Source organism: Bacteroidota bacterium (genome assembly GCA_018698135.1).
Taxonomy (GTDB): Bacteria; Bacteroidota; Bacteroidia; order CAILMK01; family JAAYUY01; genus JABINZ01.
This window is the reverse complement of sequence record JABINZ010000246.1, coordinates 1-18,712: the sequence shown is the minus strand read 5'-3', so window position 1 is coordinate 18,712 and position 18,712 is coordinate 1. Positions and strand designations below refer to the sequence as shown.

The window sequence follows — 18,712 nt, the reverse complement described above, 5'->3', positions numbered from 1 at the left end:
AATTCACAGCCATAATCATTGTAGTGAAAATCAAAATCATAAAACATTCATGATAGAGCATAGGAAGGTTGCTTTGATAATTAGCTGTATCTGTTCAGCAATTGTTGAATTAATATATTCTGCTTTAATTGCCCAAGCCCTAAAGGGTGTTAAAGCAGAAAATGTCATAATTCCTCAAGCTTAGGGCGAAATTATGACGTTTTCGCACTTTTTTATAAATTGCAGAAAAGGAACAATAGGCTTCTATCCTTATCCTCTCTTTGCTTTCTGTAAGTATTTAGTATCCCGAACTCTGGTAATATATGTTTTCCTCACTACAAGTAGTATTTTTGGGTTCAATTTTTGCACAGTTAAAATCACCTCAGAAAAAGAATAAAACCTTCCAGAATTGTTAATAAGTTGTTAGATTCTTAATTATATTAAATTCAATAACATATCTTTGCGGTTTGAAATTATGAGACTTATACGAGTAAATATCCTTGTTCTGCTTTTGTCGTCTATGCTGTTTTCATGTACTGAATATCAGAAGACACTGAAAAGTGAAGACTTTGCCTTGAAATATCAAATGGCAAAGGATCTTTTTAATCAGGAAGAGTATTCAAAAGCAGTTTTGCTTTTAGAAGACATTCTTCCCTTTTACAGAACCTCCACAGAGGCTGAATTAGTCAATTATATGTACGCTTACTGTCAGTTTGCTATGGGAAACAATATTGTGGCAGCACATCGCTTTAAAGGCTTGTACGACACCTATCCTTATGGTAAGTATGCTGAACAAAGTCTGTTTAACTATGCTTATTGCAATTATCTGGAATCTCCACCTATTTATTTAGATCAAAGTGGAACCTCCATTGCCATTGAAGCCATTCAGTTGTATATCAATAAATACACACAAAGCGAACGGATTGAAGAATGCAATGGCTACATTGATGAGCTAAATCAGAAACTGGAAGACAAAGCTGTTTATACAGCCCAATTATATTATCAATTACAAGACTATAAAGCGGCAATTTGGACCTTAACGGATGTAATAGAAAAATATCCATTTGCCGAAGAAAGGCCTGATTTGGAATTTAAGGTGTTAGACTCTTATTATAAGTTAGCCAACAATAGTGTTGAATCAAAAAAACAAGAACGCTTTGAAGAGGTAATTACCTATTTCAGAAATAACCAAGAGAGTTTTGAAAGTAGTAGTAATGCATCGCAAGCAAAGAATATCGTTAATAATGCACAAAATAGTTTAAATAAATATATTCATGAAAAAAAGTGATAATATCGAAGTTTTTGCAGTTCCAAGAGATTTGAATAGAATTCGCGAGATCACTGGTAATTTATATCAGAGTTTAGTAATTCTGGGTAAACGTGCAAATCAAATTGCATTGATTGAAAAGGAAGAATTGGGACAAAAACTTGCTGAGTTTGCTCCTAAAAATGATACACTTGAAGAAATTTTTGATAATCGTGAGCAAATGGAAATATCTGCTCATTATGAAAAACTTCCAAAACCTAGTCTTGTAGCAATCGAAGAGCTCATCAATGATAAGGTCTATTTTCGTTCTACAAATGTAGAAGAGGAAGTAATCGATAAAGAGAAAAATGATTAAAGGGAAGAAAATCCTTTTTGGAATAACGGGTGGTATTGCAGCTTACAAAGCTGCCTATATCATCCGTTTATTAGTAAAACAAGAAGCCGAAGTTAAAGTTGTTGTTACTCCAACTGTTAAAGACTTTATTTCGCATTTAACACTCTCAACTCTATCAAAAAATCCAGTAAATCACACACTTTTCGATTCAGATAGTGGAGTGTGGAATTCTCATGTAGAATTAGCTGATTGGGCTGATTATATGCTGATTGCACCGCTAACCGCTAATACCATGGCAAAAATGGCACATGGCTTGGCTGATAATATGCTATTAACTACTTATTTATCAGCAAAATGCCCAGTCGTTGTTGCGCCCGCAATGGATTTAAATATGTACAAACATCCAACTTCTCAAGAAAATTTGGGTAAACTGGATAGTTTGGGAATTCATATTATTCCTGCTGATGATGGCGAGCTAGCCTCCGGATTGTGCGGTGAAGGACGCATGGCCGAACCTGAAGATATTGTTCACTTCCTTCACAACGTTATCAAATCATATTCTTAATTTCACTTCCTTATGCTTACAGGGAAGAAAATACTTATAACAGCTGGTCCAACACACGAACCAATTGACCCTGTCCGCTATATTGCCAATCGATCTTCTGGTAAAATGGGCTATGCTCTTGCGCTAGAATTAGCTGAAAGAGGAGCAGAGGTTATTTTAATCAGTGGTCCGACAACACTTAAGCTGAAGCATTCACATATCAGCATGATTGATGTGGAAACGGCAGAAGAAATGTATCAGGCCTCAATCAAGGCATTCCCTCAATGTGACATCGCCATATTAGCTGCAGCTGTAGCAGATTTTACACCCAAAGCACCCAGTAAGTTGAAAATTAAAAAACAACTTAATCAGGATGAAATGATTATTTCACTGGTGAAAACGAAGGATATATTAGCTAGTTTGGGGCATACTAAAAACAAGAACCAAATTGTAGCAGGATTTAGTCTGGAAACCGATCATGAAATTGAAAATGCAATCAAAAAACTAAAAACAAAAAATCTGGATTTCATTGTTTTGAACTCTTTAAATGACATAGATGCCATATTTGGCTCTGATTCAAATAAAATTACGATAATTGGCAAAGGGGGTGAGCAAACTGCCTTCGATTTAAAAGACAAAAATGAAGTTGCCATTGATATCGTTAATTTTCTTCAAAAGCTAATTTAATGGCTATTTGGTCGGCACTATTTGTGCTAAATTAAAAGTCAAATTTAAATATATGATTATTTAAATAAACTTAGCTTTGCCAGCACATGCAATACCTCATACAATATATTAACGAACTCTATATCCTTTCAAAAGATATGGCACCTTATCTTTTATTTGGTTTTTTGTTCGCTGGTGCATTACACATCTATTTCAAACCGGAAAGGGTAAGGAAATACCTGGGTGCAAAAAATTTCAAGTCAGTAATTTATGCATCCTTATTGGGAGTTCCACTACCTCTTTGCTCATGCGGGGTCATTCCTACAGGGATATCATTTCACAAAAATGGTTCATCAAAAGGTGCTGCCGTTTCGTTTTTAATTTCAACACCACAAACCGGGGTCGATTCAATCCTCGTTACTTATTCAATGATTGGTTTACCCTTCGCGCTCTTACGTCCTGTTGTAGCGATGGTTACAGGTGTTTTTGGAGGCTGGTTGACCAATAAAATGGAAACGCAGGAGGAAGCAGAAGAAGTAGTAGAAAATAATGTAAAAACTGCCCCAAGCAGTAAAAAAGATAAGTTTTTTGGCATGTTCCGCTATGCCTTTGTTGAATTCATGCAGGATATATCCACCTACCTACTATTTGGATTGTTTTTGGCGGCACTAATGGCTGTACTTATTCCTGATGATTTTTTCAGCATGTATATCGGAAACCATTTTGTTGAAATGGCTATTGTTTTAGTGGCTTCAGTGCCTTTATATATCTGTGCAACAGGTTCGGTGCCTATTGCAGCAGTTTTGCTTTTAAAAGGCTTGTCACCAGGAGCAGCATTGGTTCTCCTCATGGCAGGACCAGCAACCAATGCGGCCACAATAACTGTAATCGGTAAAGCTTTAGGCAAACGAACACTGTTTGCCTATTTGTTTTCAATCATTGGTGGAGCCTTGGTATTCGGATATTTAATTAATATACTTTTTCCTGAAGGCATGTTGTTGAGTGGTTTGAACCTGGAATCGCACGAACATTCAAATCATATTTTTCCTGAATGGTTTAACTTGCTAAGTGTTGTTGTTTTAGGTGTTTTAATAGCCAATGCATATATGATCCGATATGGTCTTTATCGAAAACTGTTTCCTTCGTTTTATGTAAGAAGAAAAGAAAAAAATGATATTAACGCTATGAATGTAATTGTGAAAGGAATGACTTGCAACCATTGCAAGAATACGGTAGAAAAAGGTATTTCTGAAATAAAAGGCGTCAAATCTGTCAATATTGATTTGGCCAATATGCATGTATCTATTGAAGGTGATGAAGTGGATATAGCTGATGTTGAAAATAAAGTAAATGACCTTGGATACGAATTCAAAGGCAAAGTTTAGGGCATTACATGAATGAATAAGCTATATTCATTAGTAGCCATCGATTCGTTGGTAGCTGTTATATAAAAAATATAGTTCGTATGATCATCTACAATCAAAGGCAATGAGTCATTAATCTCAAATTGCAAGGCATTAGGCTCATAACTTCTTGAATACACTGTTTTCATGTCTTTATCTTCCATTCTAAAATCAACTTTTTTGATTATTTGTTGATCATTTATTTGACCAATTAAAATCATGGTATCCAAATTGTAATATAAAGGAGCTCGTGTATTTGGAATACTTATGCTAATTGTTGGAATGCTTTCAGGTAGCTTGTTATTGCAAGAAAGAAAAGAATGGAAAGTAAATAAGACAATAAATAATAGAAAAGAAGATATGATGAATTGTTTTCTCATTGCCCAAATGTACGAATGAAAATGAACAGAAATATAATTTATGTATGAAATTATAGTTGATTCATACCATATCAGAAAACATTAAAATAATACTTATGTATAAGGATATAAATTTCAAAACTGAAAACTTGAATAGAAATACAAAGCAAAGCAAACTTATTGCAGATTTATTGGATTTTGAATCAAATGGGAATGACCATGTAAGTTCAAGTGCACGAACTCCTCTCAAACAAAATGCTTTTGAGCAATCAGATGAAGAAAAAATAGACATAATTGAAGAGCATTTTGCTGCTATTATGGATACTTTGGGATTGGACTTGTCAGATGAAAGTTTAGCAGGAACACCGCATAGGGTGGCAAAAATGTATGTAAAGGAAATTTTTCAAGGATTGAATCCTGCACATAAACCATTTATGAAAACCTTTAGCAACGATTATCATTATGATGAAATTCTGCTGGAGAAAAATATTTCCGTAAAATCGTATTGTGAGCATCACTTTGTTCCAATTACAGGCAAAGCCCATGTAGCTTATATTTCATCGGGCCAAGTTGTAGGGCTTTCAAAACTGAATCGCATTGTTGATCATTTTTCACGCAGACCTCAGGTTCAGGAGCGATTAACCATTCAAATTGCCAATGAGCTAAAAAAAGCCTTGAACACAGAAGATGTTGCCGTTATCATTCAGGCTGAGCATATGTGTGTTTCCAGTCGTGGAATCCAGGATGATGGCAGCTCAACCACTACGTCCAGTTTTAACGGTCAGTTCAACGATCGATTTAAAAAGCAGGAATTATTAGAAATGATAAAAATGGATTTGAAATCCTAAGGCATTATTGTGGATTTCTTTCCCATATTTTAAAAATCAAATTAAGGTATTAGAATATCTTTGCTCCAAATTCCAATGAATGAATAGATTTTTACTCCTTGTACTTATTTCTTTTTCTTTTCTTATTTTGTTGGCACCAATCAATGGAAAAGCTAATGTAAGAATCATATCTGCATTGGATTCTCCTTATTTTTATTTCGAAGTTGATTCATTTACTGCCTTAAAATCTGATTCTATATCAAATAATTATATTTATTCATTATGGAATGAGAAAATCATCGATCCCTATAAAATTAATGTGGCAAAAAAAACAGATACCACTATCATGATTTTGGTAACTGACTCCAGTGTTTATGTACATCCTGTTAAAAATAAAATCAATTCGGTATTTGGATTCAGAGGTTATCGTTATCATTATGGAATGGATGTGGATTTGAATACGGGTGATAGTGTATTATGTGCTTTTGATGGACGAGTTCGATTGGCCAAATATAACAGTGGATATGGTTATTATGTACTTGTTAATCACACCAATGGCTTGGAAACATTATATGGTCATTTCTCGAAAATACTTGTAGAGGAAGGTCAATATGTTAAAGCAGGTGACTTATTAGGCTATGGTGGAAGAACAGGTCGAGCAACCGGAGCTCATTTGCATTTTGAAGTTCGTTTTTTGGGTAAAGCGATGGATCCTCGAACCATCATCGATTTTGAAAACTATGCACTGCTTTCCGATACCTTGAATATGTGTTGTCATACCTATGAATATTTGATCGAAAGAAGTAAAACGAAATACCACTATATTAGGTCGGGAGATACATTATGGGCAATTTCTCGTAGATATGGAGTTTCAATTGATCGATTATGTTCGCTAAACGGAATTACAAGAAATTCGATACTCAAAATTGGCAGACCAATACGTTATCAGTAAATTTGTGCACAACTCTATCTGAAGGATTATAATCTTATTTAAGAAAACATGATGGAATACGATTTTCAAACAATATTGTTTGCCTTTGCTTTAACCTTATTTGCAGGTTTATCAACAGGTATTGGCAGTGCATTGGCATTCTTTACCAAAAGAACAAATACAAAATTTCTGAGTATTGCACTTGGTTTTTCAGCTGGGGTGATGATTTATGTTTCGTTTGTTGAAATTATAGTAAAGGCAAGAGCAGAATTAAGTATGGAGTTAGGGGATAAAGGTGGTTACTGGGCAACAGTATTGGCATTTTTTGGTGGTATTGCCCTCATTGCCATTATTGATAAATTTATTCCAAGTGCTGAAAATCCACACGAGATTAAGAAAGTAGAAGACATTGATAGTGTAGAAAGTAAGTCGAAAAAGTTGATGCGAATGGGCATGTTTACTGCATTAGCCATTGCAATTCATAACTTTCCGGAAGGTTTAGCAACATTTACGGCTGCTTTAAATGATCCTAGTTTGGGTATTGCCATTGCAGTGGCTATTGCTATACACAATATCCCGGAAGGTATTGCTGTTTCGATTCCTATATATTATGCAACTGGAGATAAAAAGAAAGCTTTTTGGTATTCTTTCGCATCAGGTTTGGCTGAACCAGTAGGTGCAATAATAGGATTTTTGATATTAATGCCATTTTTAAGTCCTGTTGTATTTGGTGTTTTGTTTGCCGGAGTTGCTGGAATTATGGTTTTTATATCCTTGGATGAACTATTGCCTGCTGCCAGAGAATTTGGTGAGCATCATTTATCAATTTATGGATTGATAGGAGGAATGGCTGTAATGGCTATTAGTTTATTATTATTTGCTTAATCTCTCACAAATTTTATATTTCCAAATACGGCTGAGGCATTGATGCGCAGTATATTGTTTTGGGAAAGTGAATCCAACGGATTTTCAATTTCAGCTGAAGGATGCTGAACTGCTCCAAAAACTGCATCGGAGTTGATATCAACTTTCATATATTTATCGATGATGACACGTGCATCACCAAATACGGTGCTTATTTCGATGGCATGAGTAGGAAAAGCATCCATATCTCTTAAATCGATATCAGAACTACTGAAAATGACATTGTATTCATATTGGTCTTCAACATACCGTAAATCTTCATTTCCGAAAATTACATTTCCCTTATCCACATATTTGTGTTCATGAACGTCAGTTTTGAAAAACAACATTTTCATCCCAAAACTAATAAGGAATACGCCAAACATAACTTTACCAATGGGGAAATCAAGATTAAATACTTGCTTAATAACGAGCAGTATTCCCAATACTAAAACCATAATGCCCCAAAAAACGCCTGATGTATGCATATGAATTGATAAAATTTCCATCTTTAATATTTTTAATGTGCAAGGATGTCCTTGTTTTTATCCTTCTGCAAATTTATTTTAAAAGGAAGATAATATTTAAAATCGATAGCAAAATATGAGGATCTCGTTAAAAAATTATAATTTTCCTTCGTTACATTGCCAAGGCCATTGTCGTAATAATACACAAAATTATTAGCAATTTTTTGCTTGGGTTGGTAGTGGTAATTAGCCCCAAACTCAATAATTCCTTTCCCTTCGCCTAAATTATTTACAAAACCAAAACCACCTTGCAATGCGGTTGTAAAACCTTTTGGCAGATTCATCGTATAAAAATAACCCCAGGTTGCAACAACAATAAAATCCTGTATTTGGCGATACCGTCCAAAAACATTTTTCTCAGCATACATAAAATCAAAACTTGTTCCTAGTTCTGTAAAAAATCCAACATGCTCATTTCGTGAATTCCAATCGTAACGCAGTAATAACGGAATTTCGGAAGTATACATTCTATAGCCATAAAAAAGGTCTCCAACAGTGGTAGTGTACATATTAATCTCCATAAAGCGATAAAGGAAATTATAGCCAGTGCTTAGGGATAAGTGTGGTGGGAGCTTAACCATGACGTTTAATCCTGTCTTAAACGGATAATAACTATGAACAGACGTATAGGAAGTTTTAAATTCATATACTTTGAGAAAACTAAAATCAACTATGGAGGAAGCTGAGAGTCGGAACTTAATGTTAGGCTGCGCAAAAGATAATGTGGCAGAAATTAAAAATATAAATAAGAAAAACTTCTTCATTTATTCGTTGTTTGCTTCAAATAGACTAGGTAAAGATACTATTCCTTTTTTAGTTTCAATCGTTATGGCTGCAATGATCAATACAGAAATGAACAATGGAACGAGTTGTAAATAAATATATGGAACTTGGATAAAAGCATAAAAGTAGGTCAGGTAAACTTTTAAACTCAATAATAAATAAAGCCTGTCAGGTATTTTATTTTTAAACCGGAAATACAATAAACCCATCAAAATGGCAACCAGTATAGAACCTATTAAATGTGTGTTTTTAAGCTTTATTAGTTTTTCAGACAAACTTCCAGCTGCATAATCGTAAAAATAGGAAGCAAAACCAATTCCTTTAAAAAGGTGGAAAGGTTTATCATTTTCAGCTTGCCAATCTTTTAATTGCCATTCGCCCAAAGCTGCTTCTGTATAGTATTTATAGCCTTTTTTGAATATATCGGGTTGTTTTAATAAAAAGGGAATGATGTATAACAAGCCCACAAAAATCAAAACATAAACTCCTGTAATTATGGATTTCCATTTTTTATCTCTGAAAAATTGAAGAAGAAAGTAAAAGGGTAGCCAGAAAATAAATGAATACCTGGATAATAGAGGTAATAAAACACCACCAGCTCTAAAAATTAAGGAAGTGCTGAAAAATGTCAACACCATAAAAATGTAATATGATGTCGGTAAAAGCTCAATAGTTTGACCAAATACCGAAGGCATATCAAGCATAAAGGCAATCAAAATAAGGAATGGCAAGGCAGTTAAAATGACCTTTGCCAATATATTTGATTTGGACTTCATAACACTGAATGAATACAAGGCAAATGCTATAAACAATAAAGCGATGATGATAAATCGGGGATCAAAATGAAAATAAGCAGAAACAATAAAAGGTAACCATTGAAAAGTAAGATAGGTGGGTGGTAAAGAATAACCAAAATCGGTGATAAATGAATAAGGGAAATCGCCCATAATAAAGCGTTCACTCATAATTTGAACGGTTGGAATAACATCAGAAACTTGAGGGTTTATAGGATAATCGAGTATAATATTATGAAAGATCAAAAAACTTATGACTGCACCCAATACATAAATAGCAGGAATAAATAGATAATTTAAACTTTGTCTTTTAACTTCTTTGATCAATGGTTTCCGGATTTTCATACCAAATAGCAAAGGCAAAATACCAATAGCTAAGGAGGCAAGTACCAATACCATAGGACTAATATAGATTCCTAACTTGCCACGCCAAAACGTAATAAAGGCCATTTCAATGAAAAAGGATATATATATGAATATTACGTATTTCTTCATAGAAGACTTATTTTCGTGCGCTGATAATTTTTTGCTTCAATTATTCAAAATACAATTGCTTAGTAAAAGTATTCGTCCTGAAATTTAAAACTCAAATATAGTTTAAATGAACATTGGGAGTAAAATAAAAGAATTGACAATTCAAGGAAAAGTGCCGAGCCGAAGGTTTATATGGCTTGGAATTCTAGCAATTCTTGTTTTACACCTAGTTTTAGCTATCAACAGTCCAAATTACAAAGGCTTGCAAAAACGTGAATTAACATCCGGTTTTGTACACCATTTTGGTCAACATTTTTTCTACTACTTCTATTATCAAAATCAATTTCCAGTTGCAAGTCTCGTAAAAGAAAAGGATTTCAGTAAGGAGGGAGCCCAGAAATTGGCAGATAGCAATGGGGAAAGCCTGATAATGGAATACAAACATTGGAGTAGAATGGGTGAAAACGCACGCATTTTTGCCTATTTGCCAGATGCCTGGGTTAGTGGAAGTGCAGCCAAACCTACCATGAAGCTGTTTAATACCCTTCTGTTTGTTAGTGGCCTTATTTCAATTTTTATAGGATTATCACGAATTGGTTACCCATTATTGGCTATTATCCTTGTTTTATTATTCAGTTTCACACCTTTTTATTTGTATGAGGTGTATCACAATAAAAATATTTTCGGATTATTAGCTTCAGTTTTTCTGTTAATCGTAGGAATGAATATTCGTTTTTTATATTATAAACGAAGTAAAATAGCCTATTTGCTTATACCTATTATCACAGGATTGATTATTGGATTTTTTACAGAAATCAGGGGTGAAATAAAAGTTTTACTTCTGTCGGCAACCTTATTGTATTTTTTTGCATCTAAACTACAATTCATTACTAAAGTAGGATTGATCATTTTATTAATAGCTTCCAGCATTGGCATGCAAAAAACAATCAGGCATTATTTTGATATAAAATTTGAGAAAGCAACTGTCTTTGTAAAAGAACATGGAGGTCATGTTTACACTGGACCACGTATGGGGGCGCATTCCTTCTGGCATCCGGTTTACTGCGGCTTAGGTGATTTTGATAGCAAATATGGCTACAAATGGGATGATATCGTTGCTTATCGTTACGGTTTGGATATGATGCAAAAAGAGTACGCTATTGATTTAGCCTATTCAGGGAAATATGGTTTAGATGAGTATTACGATCAGGATAGTTTGTATTATAAAAAATTGGAAGAATTTGACGAATATGATCAAATAGTGAAAGCCAAGGTTTTACACGATATTCGAAATGATAAAGCATGGTATGCCAATATTATTTTAAAACGATTTGAACGTATACTCAATCGTACCTTGCCGTTTTCAGGAAGTGGATGGCTCATTTTTCCAGTGTTCATTTTGTTGCTTATGGCAAAGGAATGGCGCTTTATATATTTGCTAATAGCTTCTTTGCCACTATCGTTAACACCACTGATTATATTTGCAAAAGGGAATGCTACATTTAATTCAACTTTTCCAATGCTTTGTCTGGCCATTATTTTAATGTGGATTGCAACGTATTTTTATAGGCAATATGCCAAGCCTAATTCAAGTAATAGCTGATTATGGAACTATCTATTGTAATACCTGTTTATAATGAAGAATACAATATCGGAATTGTATTCACAGCTTTAAAAGAAGTTCTGGAGCTTAAGTTGAAAACAAGTTGGGAAGTTATATTTGTTGATGACGGTAGTTCAGATAAATCGTGGGAGATAATTGAAAGATTGGCTCTAAACAATACACAAATAAAAGGATTCCGTTTCTCAAGAAATTTCGGTCATCAATATGCTTTAAAAGCGGGAATTGATCAGGCTCAGGGCAATGCAGTCATTTCGATGGATGCTGATATGCAACATCTACCAAGCCTTATTGAATCTTTTTATGAAAAATGGAGAGAAGGATATCAAATTGTAAATGCGATAAGAAAAGATACAAAAGGGGTAGGAGTTGCCAAGAAATTCTCTTCACATCTGTTTTACAAAATAATGAATTTTTTATCGGATGTTGAAATTGAAGATGGTGCATCAGATTTTAGATTACTGGATAGAAAAGTGGTGAATCAATTCAAGGAAATGAACGAGTATTTTTTGTTTATACGCGGCATTATTTCATGGGTTGGTTATAATAGCATAAGCATTCCCTATATAGCAGAAGAAAGATTCAGCGGCCAAAGCAAGTACACACTTAAGAAGATGATACGATTTGCCAAAGATGGCGTGATGTCGTTCAGTATTAAGCCATTACGCTTAGCTACTTTACTTGGTTTCATTATTTCAACCTTTGCATTTGCCTACATTGTATACGCTTTAGTGGCAAAATACATCTTACATGTTACAGGAATGGGCTGGGCATCCTTGTTAATTTCAATTTTATTGATAGGTGGAATTCAGCTCATTACTATCGGCATAATAGGAGAATATATTGGAAAAATATTTATTGCTTTAAAGCACCGACCACACTATATCATCAGCGACCATACAGAAAAGCCCCCAAATTCATGATTATACATACCAATAAAAAGCAGCTCAAACAACTTCTTATAGCTTTTGTCCTTTTAATTCCACTTTTTCTAATTAATATGCGCGAAGTTCACAATTGGGGTGATGACTTTGCATTGTATCTGCATCAGGCTAAGAATTTAGTGGAAGGAGATTCACCTCAGGAAACCGGCTTGATTTTCAATGATGATAATCCCATTATGGTTTCATCTGTTTCCATTGGTTTTTCCATTTTGCTGGCGCCCATTTATGCAATTTGGAAGGGAGAAATACTCTCTTTTACAATATATATGACATTTTATTTATTATTGGCTGCCATATCTATTCTGCTCTTTTTTAGAAAAAGATTTCCCTTTTGGTTGTCTCTTATTTTAATACTTCTTATTGTTTATAATCGATGGGTGCTCGTTTTTAAATATAACATACTATCTGATATTCCGTTTTTAGCTTTGTTATTTATCATGTTCAATCTGTATGAACAAAAATGGAAGAATGATTGGCTGAAATATATGATACTAGCTCTGCTAGCTGGTTTTGTCATATCTGTCCGAACCTTAGGAGTTGTATTTGTTCTTTCAGTGATAGCCATTACATTATATGAACTCATTTCTCATCGGCTGAAAAAGGGCACATGTGCCTTAGATGCAAGACAAAGAATGCTTCGTTTGTTTCTTTTTGCTGTTATCAGCATTGGTTTTTACAAGTTGTTGGATAACTTATTTTTTCCAAATCCAAAAGATGGATCTTATGTTGGCTACCTTCAGGAACACAATTTATGGGAAGTATTTACGCGACATATTCGTTATTACTATAACTACTTTGTAGGTTTCTTCCATACTTTTAAAATGCCTGCTGGTATTCACACATTCAATATTATTGTGTTTTCTGCCTTTACATTAGGTGGTTTTGTTGTGAAAATATTTAGAAAAATAGAAATAGCGGATTTTTTCTTTATTGGATTCATATTGGTCGTATTCGCTTATCCGGCTAACCCCGGTTTTAGATATTTGCTTCCTCTGGTTCCTCTGGTTTTTCTTTATATGGTTGAGGGATTTAGATTTCTGGCTAAAAACTTGAAAATCAAGAAAGAGTATGTAATTGCCTATAGCTTTTTCATTTTATTGCTTGCTCAGTATGAACCAGGCATTGCTCGTATGTCAAGACCTGAGAAACTGAAGCCTATATATGGCCCCCAATTACCAGAGTCAATTGACGTATTCGATTATATCAAGGAAAATACAGCCGATACTTCTGTTTTTGTGTTTATCAAGCCAAGAGCCCTTTCATTATATACTGATCGATATTGCCTGGCAAATAACAAAAAACAACGAGATGCCGATTCGTTGGATTATATCTATAAAAAATACCATGTAGACTATTTATTAGAGAATTTCAATGAAATCAGAGATTCTGCCATGCAAGTGTATATTGAAAACTATGGCTATAAACTAGAGGTTGTTTATTTCAACGAGCATTTTCGACTCTATAAGTTTAAAGAGTAGTCTCTTTTAAAGCTTTCTTTCTTGATTTTAATAGTATTGCTGTTAGAAACACGAAAATTTCACCACTTAAATACCATAATCGGCTGATAATGGAAATGCTGCCGGCAATTTCTAATGGAACTCCTGACTTGTGTAGTACAAAAGTGATAATTCCTTCTCGAACACCTAAGCCTCCCGGAATAATAATAGCCAACATTCCTGCTGTTGCAGCTAATGGAAATAACAAAAACAATTGGAAATCGATAGGAGTGCTCATGGCCTTGGTTAGAAACAGAAAACCCAATCCCCAAAAAGACCACATCAGGCTATATATTAATATTGATTTTATTGTTTCTTTAAAACCAAGTAAGGGAATCTCAAGATTTTTCTTGAGCACTTTCGACAATATCATTGAAATTATTCTATGAATATACTTGTTATGTAAAAACAAGATTATCAATAAAGAAGATCCTATTGCCAAAAGTATAAGTTCAGTCGAATCCTGAATGAAAAACAAGGGAATACAGCCAATGGCAAGTCCTACCCAAAAGGCTACGAATTGTGCTTTCAACGACACCAAAGGTGTTAACTTAAGAGATGGACCCTGTAATGAAATATATCCAGCACGACCTAAAATGATCATGACTTTTCCGGGAATATATTTTGTAAAAATAGCAATCCCTTCTGATATTAATGAACTTGGATAAGTTGTTGAAACCTGATGCTTGAATAAAAGATTTTTCCATGCAAATGGAGAAATCAAAAATCCAGACCATAAAAGAAGCAAGGAAACTATTAAATAGGCGTAATCAAATTCGATACCCTCAAAATTGAAATAATCGAAACGATAAAGATAATAGACTAAAAAAGCTATTGATAAGTAAATCAGAAAATTAAAAAGAAGTTTAAACCTCTTCATAGAGCTTTATTAATACTTATAGAGTTTTTGATTATCGCCAATATCCATCCACATGGCAAAAAATAAACTTTGCAGGCCAGTTATGAGCAAAAAAGCAGCTATAAACATAACACTTATGCTAACTGATTCGCCAGGTCGGAAAATAATTGGAATCATATACAGCAAAACGGGGATGAATGCAGTTAGTAGTAAGAATCCGAGGTTGTACAATAGAAAAAGTGGATGAAAGTCCCTGAATAAATATTTCACCCATAAACGTCTTCCAAATGAACGTAATAAAAGCCACGAAATGCTTGGTATTACGCGCATCGGGCGCATTTTTGATTGCTCACCAACATTGTAAATGGGCTTAATCCCTACTTCTTTCAAACTACAGCTTGCAATATTCAAGCGAACCAAAAGATCGTTAGGCATGCCATAACGTTTATATATTTTGTATAGCTTAATCTGGTTTAATGCACTTTTTGAGATGGCTGTAAAACCTGTTTGTGTATCGGAAATATGCCAGTAACCGGAGGCAATTTTCGTTAAAATAGATAAAGTAGCATTTCCAAAAAAGCGGGTTCGAGGTACAATCAATGAAGCCGTAGGGTGCTTTAATCTATTTCCTTTAACGTAATCGACATTTTCTTCAACTACAGGGCTGATGATATCAATCAACTCTGCAGGATCCATTTGTGCATCTCCAGCCATCACTGCTGTGCAGTCTATTTCATGGTCTTTACACCATTTATAACCCCTGGCAATAGCTCCTCCAACACCTGTATTGACCAAATTATTTATCAGGATAATTCTATCGTTGTCTTCGTCATCATTTACAACTTCAGATGGGGCAAAATAATTGATTTCCTCAGCATTTAACTTTTGAATCATTATATCAGCCTGACTGTAAACACTTTCTTCAATTAATGACTTTGGATTAAGCAGTGGTCGTTTGTCTGAATCTATAAGGTAGTTTTGAACAACCTGAGCAGTTTGATCTGTTGAACAATCGTTAACAATAATGATCCGATCAACATAATCAGGCATTTGATCAATGACTAATTTAATTTGTATTTCTTCGTTGTAAGCAGGTACTACAACTGCTATGGATTTGTTTTTATACATTTAAATACAATGAAGCTATAAGCTGTGAAAAACTAGAATTTAAGAAACAAAGATAATATTTTGAGGTATTGATATGATTCACTTACGTTTTATTCGGCACGAAACTCGATATTATTTTGCTCAGCCATACCCATTTCATACACATATTCTTTCACTTTCTCAGTCCATACTTTTGGTGAATGTTTCTTTGAAAAGGTTGAATAGGGAATAGGCTTGGCTATTTTTACCTTTATTGTTTTGTTTCGTTTATTAAACATTTCATGAGGGAGCAAGGCTAATTCAATATTTAGTTTAATAAAAATGGCTCTTCGCAATAGGTTAATAGCGTAAAACAATCGTGAATTCCTGCCATAAAAATAAAAAGGTACTAAATTTCGTTTATGTGCAACCGCACGACTGACCAAGCTTTTTCGCCATTCTCTATCCTGAATCTTTCGCTTGTAATGACGTGATACTTCACCAGCAGGGAAATGGGTTACAGCAACATCCGATTTGAAAACATTTTCTAATTCAGTAATTCCGTCTTTTGACGTTTGTCCGTAGGCATTTACCACAGCTACATAGGGCTTAAGGTTAGGAACAAATTTGAATGCATCGTTACCTATTCCTTTAAAATTACCATAATGATCTAAAACAATTTTTGAAATGATCATTCCATCCATTACACCAAATGGATGATTCGCAAAAAAGATGTTTCGGGAATCTTTAGGCATATTTTCTATCCCAATAACTTCTAATTTAATATTAAATATTTCTATTAGTTTGTTTTGGAATGATACACCCTCAAGACCTTGACATTTATCTAATATATCATTGATTTTATCCTCATAAATAATTCTCTTAATGATATTGATCATAAATTTAGGTAAACGCTTAAGCGCTTTTATATTACCCTCTTTTATTTCCTTTTCTAAGTCGATATACTTCATAAATAACCCTAAGCCTTGTTTAAATTGCGGCAACACAATCCAAATTTGGATGCAAATATAAGCTATGGAATATTGATATTACTATAATTGCAATTTGACATTATATTCTCAAAATTCAACAATAATATTTGAGATAGTTCTGTATTGGTCTAGTTACATAGAATAGGAATTATGTAATTAAAGACAGAGATTCCAATTTTTCAGTCCGACTGGCCAGCTACCGTGTGGACACAAAATTTCCATAACTATTTTATTAATTAATACGTTTGTTTCAAAAACCATGAGAGAATCACTTTTCGAATCAAATTTCACAGGTATTTTTAATGACAAACGTTTAGATAAACGAGGAAATATTGTAAGTTCATTGGTCAAAAAGGGTCAAAAATGCCCAATTAAAAGTATGACAAACAATGAAGCAGAGCAGAAAGGTTTTTATAGATTTCTTATGAATGAGGAAGTTGCTGAAGATAAGCTTATACAGGAATTAACACAACGCTGTAGTTCTAATGTTTCAGGTCGCCATGTTCTGGTAATACAAGATAGTACCAACTTTGGATTAAGTAAACACCGAAAGCATTTAAAACCTAATAGTGGACTGGGTTTAGTGGGTAACAAAAAAGGCCTTGGTTTTTTAGGTCATTGTTGTTTGGTCATGGATTCAAATGATTGTACTATGCTAGGTTTTTCTGATATTCATCTTTGGCATAGAGAAAAAGACAAATCGAATAATACAACAAGAATTTATAAGACCCAGCATATAGAAGAAAAAGAGTCATACAGGTGGATTCGTTCAGGTTTAAAAAGCAAAAAGTTACTTGAACAAGCGAAAAATATTACAATTATAGAAGATCGTGAAGGAGTTATTTATGAACAATTTTGCATTCTTAAAGATGACAAAACAGATTTACTGATTAGGAGTAGAGATAATAGAAGGATCTCTAATGGCACTCGGTTGTATGACGCATTATCATCAGAACAACTGGCAGGGATACACAAAATAAAAGTAGAGGGTGATAAGCGAAAAAATATAGAGGAAAGGATCGCAACTTTGGAGGTTAGGTACACAAAAGTTGAAATAAAGAAACCCAATGGAAAAATATCAAAGGAATTACCTGAACAATTAGAAGTATTTGCTGTAGAAGCAAAAGAAGTTGGAAGTACGAAAGAAGATGCTATAAAATGGCGAATACTGACTACACATAAAGTTTCATGCTTTGAAGAAGCAATAGAAACAATTAATAAGTATAAACAAAGATGGTATATTGAACAAGCGTTCAGGTTGCTTAAAAAGCAAGGTTTTAAAATAGAAGATACTGAATTAACATCTGGTTGGGCAATCAGGAAGCTAACAATACTATTACTAAATAGTGTGTTAAGGACAATGCAGCTACTCTTAGCATATAAGAACAAGAATAGTCAACCACAGGATGAAGTTTTTAATAAAGAAGAGCAAAAGTGTTTGAATAGTCTGCTGATAAAGCTTGAACAAGAAAGAACTCAAGTTGAGAACAAGTGTGACAGTAAAAGGCTGTCATGGGCAACTTGGATAATTGCTAGATTAGGAGGATGGAAGGGAAATGTGAAGCAAAGACCACCTGGTCCCATTACTCTAAAAAGAGGCCTAGATCGTTTTGATTTAATATTTGAAGGATGGAAAATTGCAAATCAATAATTGTGTCCACACGGTAGCGACTGGCCAGGCAGGCATATGAAGCCACAGGATATAATTTTTGACTTTTGAGATCGCCTCACTTCTACAAATGTTTAAGTTTCAAGCTTAAACCAGAGTTGTGTTTAGCATACAGAGGGAGTGTAAATCAAACTCTGTCTGGTTATAATTTCCTTTAATTTCAAATTTATAATAATATTCATAATGCTGTTGTAATGTTGGTAACTTTTAGCTTTAGCGTTTAAAAAGTTATCAATATTTCAATGGCTTTGGTT

17 protein-coding genes and 1 pseudogene are annotated in these 18,712 nt (G+C 34.0%); 11 read left to right on the top strand and 7 right to left on the bottom strand.

Annotated features, from left to right (window positions below):
- Positions 1-454 precede the first annotated feature (454 nt).
- The 4 genes and pseudogenes from bamD (at position 455) to HOG71_15185 (ending at position 4,175) form a co-directional block, all read left to right on the top strand.
- Complete coding sequence (bamD, locus tag HOG71_15200; protein MBT5992194.1) at positions 455-1,267, top strand: outer membrane protein assembly factor BamD; 813 nt, start codon at positions 455-457, stop codon at positions 1,265-1,267.
- A complete protein-coding gene (locus tag HOG71_15195) occupies positions 1,254-1,601 on the top strand; it encodes an RNA polymerase Rpb6 (GenBank protein ID MBT5992193.1) in 348 nt (115 codons plus the stop codon). Before bamD ends, HOG71_15195 begins: the two co-directional genes overlap by 14 nt.
- Positions 1,594-2,811: pseudogene (gene coaBC, locus HOG71_15190) on the top strand (bifunctional phosphopantothenoylcysteine decarboxylase/phosphopantothenate--cysteine ligase CoaBC). Before HOG71_15195 ends, coaBC begins: the two are co-directional and overlap by 8 nt.
- Positions 2,812-2,897: 86 nt before the next feature.
- Positions 2,898-4,175, top strand: coding sequence for a heavy metal-associated domain-containing protein (locus HOG71_15185; GenBank protein ID MBT5992192.1), 1,278 nt, complete (start codon positions 2,898-2,900; stop codon positions 4,173-4,175).
- Here the strand turns inward: HOG71_15185 and HOG71_15180 are convergent.
- Positions 4,172-4,573 (bottom strand): hypothetical protein, encoded by a 402-nt coding sequence (locus tag HOG71_15180; GenBank protein MBT5992191.1) that lies wholly within the window; start codon positions 4,571-4,573, stop codon positions 4,172-4,174. The genes HOG71_15185 and HOG71_15180 overlap by 4 nt on opposite strands.
- 95 nt (positions 4,574-4,668) lie before the next feature.
- Here HOG71_15180 and folE point away from each other — a divergent pair, with 95 nt between their 5' ends.
- The 3 genes from folE (at position 4,669) to zupT (ending at position 7,195) form a co-directional block, all read left to right on the top strand.
- Entirely contained in the window at positions 4,669-5,400 is a 732-nt protein-coding gene (gene folE / locus HOG71_15175) for a GTP cyclohydrolase I FolE (protein ID MBT5992190.1), read from the top strand.
- A 79-nt stretch (positions 5,401-5,479) separates the two neighbouring features.
- Complete coding sequence (locus tag HOG71_15170) at positions 5,480-6,331, top strand: peptidoglycan DD-metalloendopeptidase family protein (protein MBT5992189.1); 852 nt, start codon at positions 5,480-5,482, stop codon at positions 6,329-6,331.
- Between the two features lie 51 nt (positions 6,332-6,382).
- Complete coding sequence (gene zupT / locus HOG71_15165) at positions 6,383-7,195, top strand: zinc transporter ZupT (GenBank protein MBT5992188.1); 813 nt, start codon at positions 6,383-6,385, stop codon at positions 7,193-7,195.
- Here the strand turns inward: zupT and HOG71_15160 are convergent.
- From HOG71_15160 to HOG71_15150, 3 genes are read right to left on the bottom strand one after another with little or no spacing between them, the layout of a single operon-like run.
- Entirely contained in the window at positions 7,192-7,722 is a 531-nt protein-coding gene (locus HOG71_15160; protein MBT5992187.1) for a hypothetical protein, read from the bottom strand. The genes zupT and HOG71_15160 overlap by 4 nt on opposite strands.
- An 11-nt stretch (positions 7,723-7,733) precedes the next feature.
- Complete coding sequence (locus HOG71_15155; protein MBT5992186.1) at positions 7,734-8,504, bottom strand: hypothetical protein; 771 nt, start codon at positions 8,502-8,504, stop codon at positions 7,734-7,736.
- Positions 8,505-9,812, bottom strand: coding sequence for a hypothetical protein (locus HOG71_15150; protein MBT5992185.1), 1,308 nt, complete (start codon positions 9,810-9,812; stop codon positions 8,505-8,507).
- A gap of 106 nt (positions 9,813-9,918) precedes the next feature.
- On the opposite strand from HOG71_15150, the gene HOG71_15145 reads away from it, so the two are divergent.
- Genes HOG71_15145 through HOG71_15135 form a run of 3 tightly spaced genes read left to right on the top strand, consistent with a single transcriptional unit; the run spans position 9,919 to position 13,834 of the window.
- Entirely contained in the window at positions 9,919-11,394 is a 1,476-nt protein-coding gene (locus HOG71_15145; GenBank protein MBT5992184.1) for a hypothetical protein, read from the top strand.
- A 2-nt stretch (positions 11,395-11,396) separates the two neighbouring features.
- On the top strand, positions 11,397-12,335 hold the full coding sequence (locus tag HOG71_15140; GenBank protein MBT5992183.1) for a glycosyltransferase family 2 protein: 939 nt from the start codon (positions 11,397-11,399) through the stop codon (positions 12,333-12,335).
- Positions 12,332-13,834 (top strand): hypothetical protein, encoded by a 1,503-nt coding sequence (locus tag HOG71_15135; protein ID MBT5992182.1) that lies wholly within the window; start codon positions 12,332-12,334, stop codon positions 13,832-13,834. Before HOG71_15140 ends, HOG71_15135 begins: the two co-directional genes overlap by 4 nt.
- On the opposite strand, the gene HOG71_15130 is transcribed toward HOG71_15135, so the two are convergent.
- From HOG71_15130 to HOG71_15120, 3 genes are all read right to left on the bottom strand, one after another.
- Entirely contained in the window at positions 13,824-14,732 is a 909-nt protein-coding gene (locus HOG71_15130; protein ID MBT5992181.1) for a hypothetical protein, read from the bottom strand. The genes HOG71_15135 and HOG71_15130 overlap by 11 nt on opposite strands.
- Before the next feature lie 9 nt (positions 14,733-14,741).
- Positions 14,742-15,839, bottom strand: coding sequence for a glycosyltransferase family 2 protein (locus HOG71_15125; GenBank protein ID MBT5992180.1), 1,098 nt, complete (start codon positions 15,837-15,839; stop codon positions 14,742-14,744).
- An 89-nt stretch (positions 15,840-15,928) separates the two neighbouring features.
- A complete protein-coding gene (locus HOG71_15120) occupies positions 15,929-16,768 on the bottom strand; it encodes a glycerol acyltransferase (protein ID MBT5992179.1) in 840 nt (279 codons plus the stop codon).
- Positions 16,769-17,168: 400 nt separating this feature from the next.
- Between HOG71_15120 and HOG71_15115 the strand changes: the two genes are divergently transcribed.
- Positions 17,169-18,440, top strand: a complete 1,272-nt coding sequence (locus tag HOG71_15115) for an IS4 family transposase (GenBank protein MBT5992178.1) — start codon at positions 17,169-17,171, stop codon at positions 18,438-18,440.
- Positions 18,441-18,712 lie beyond the last annotated feature (272 nt).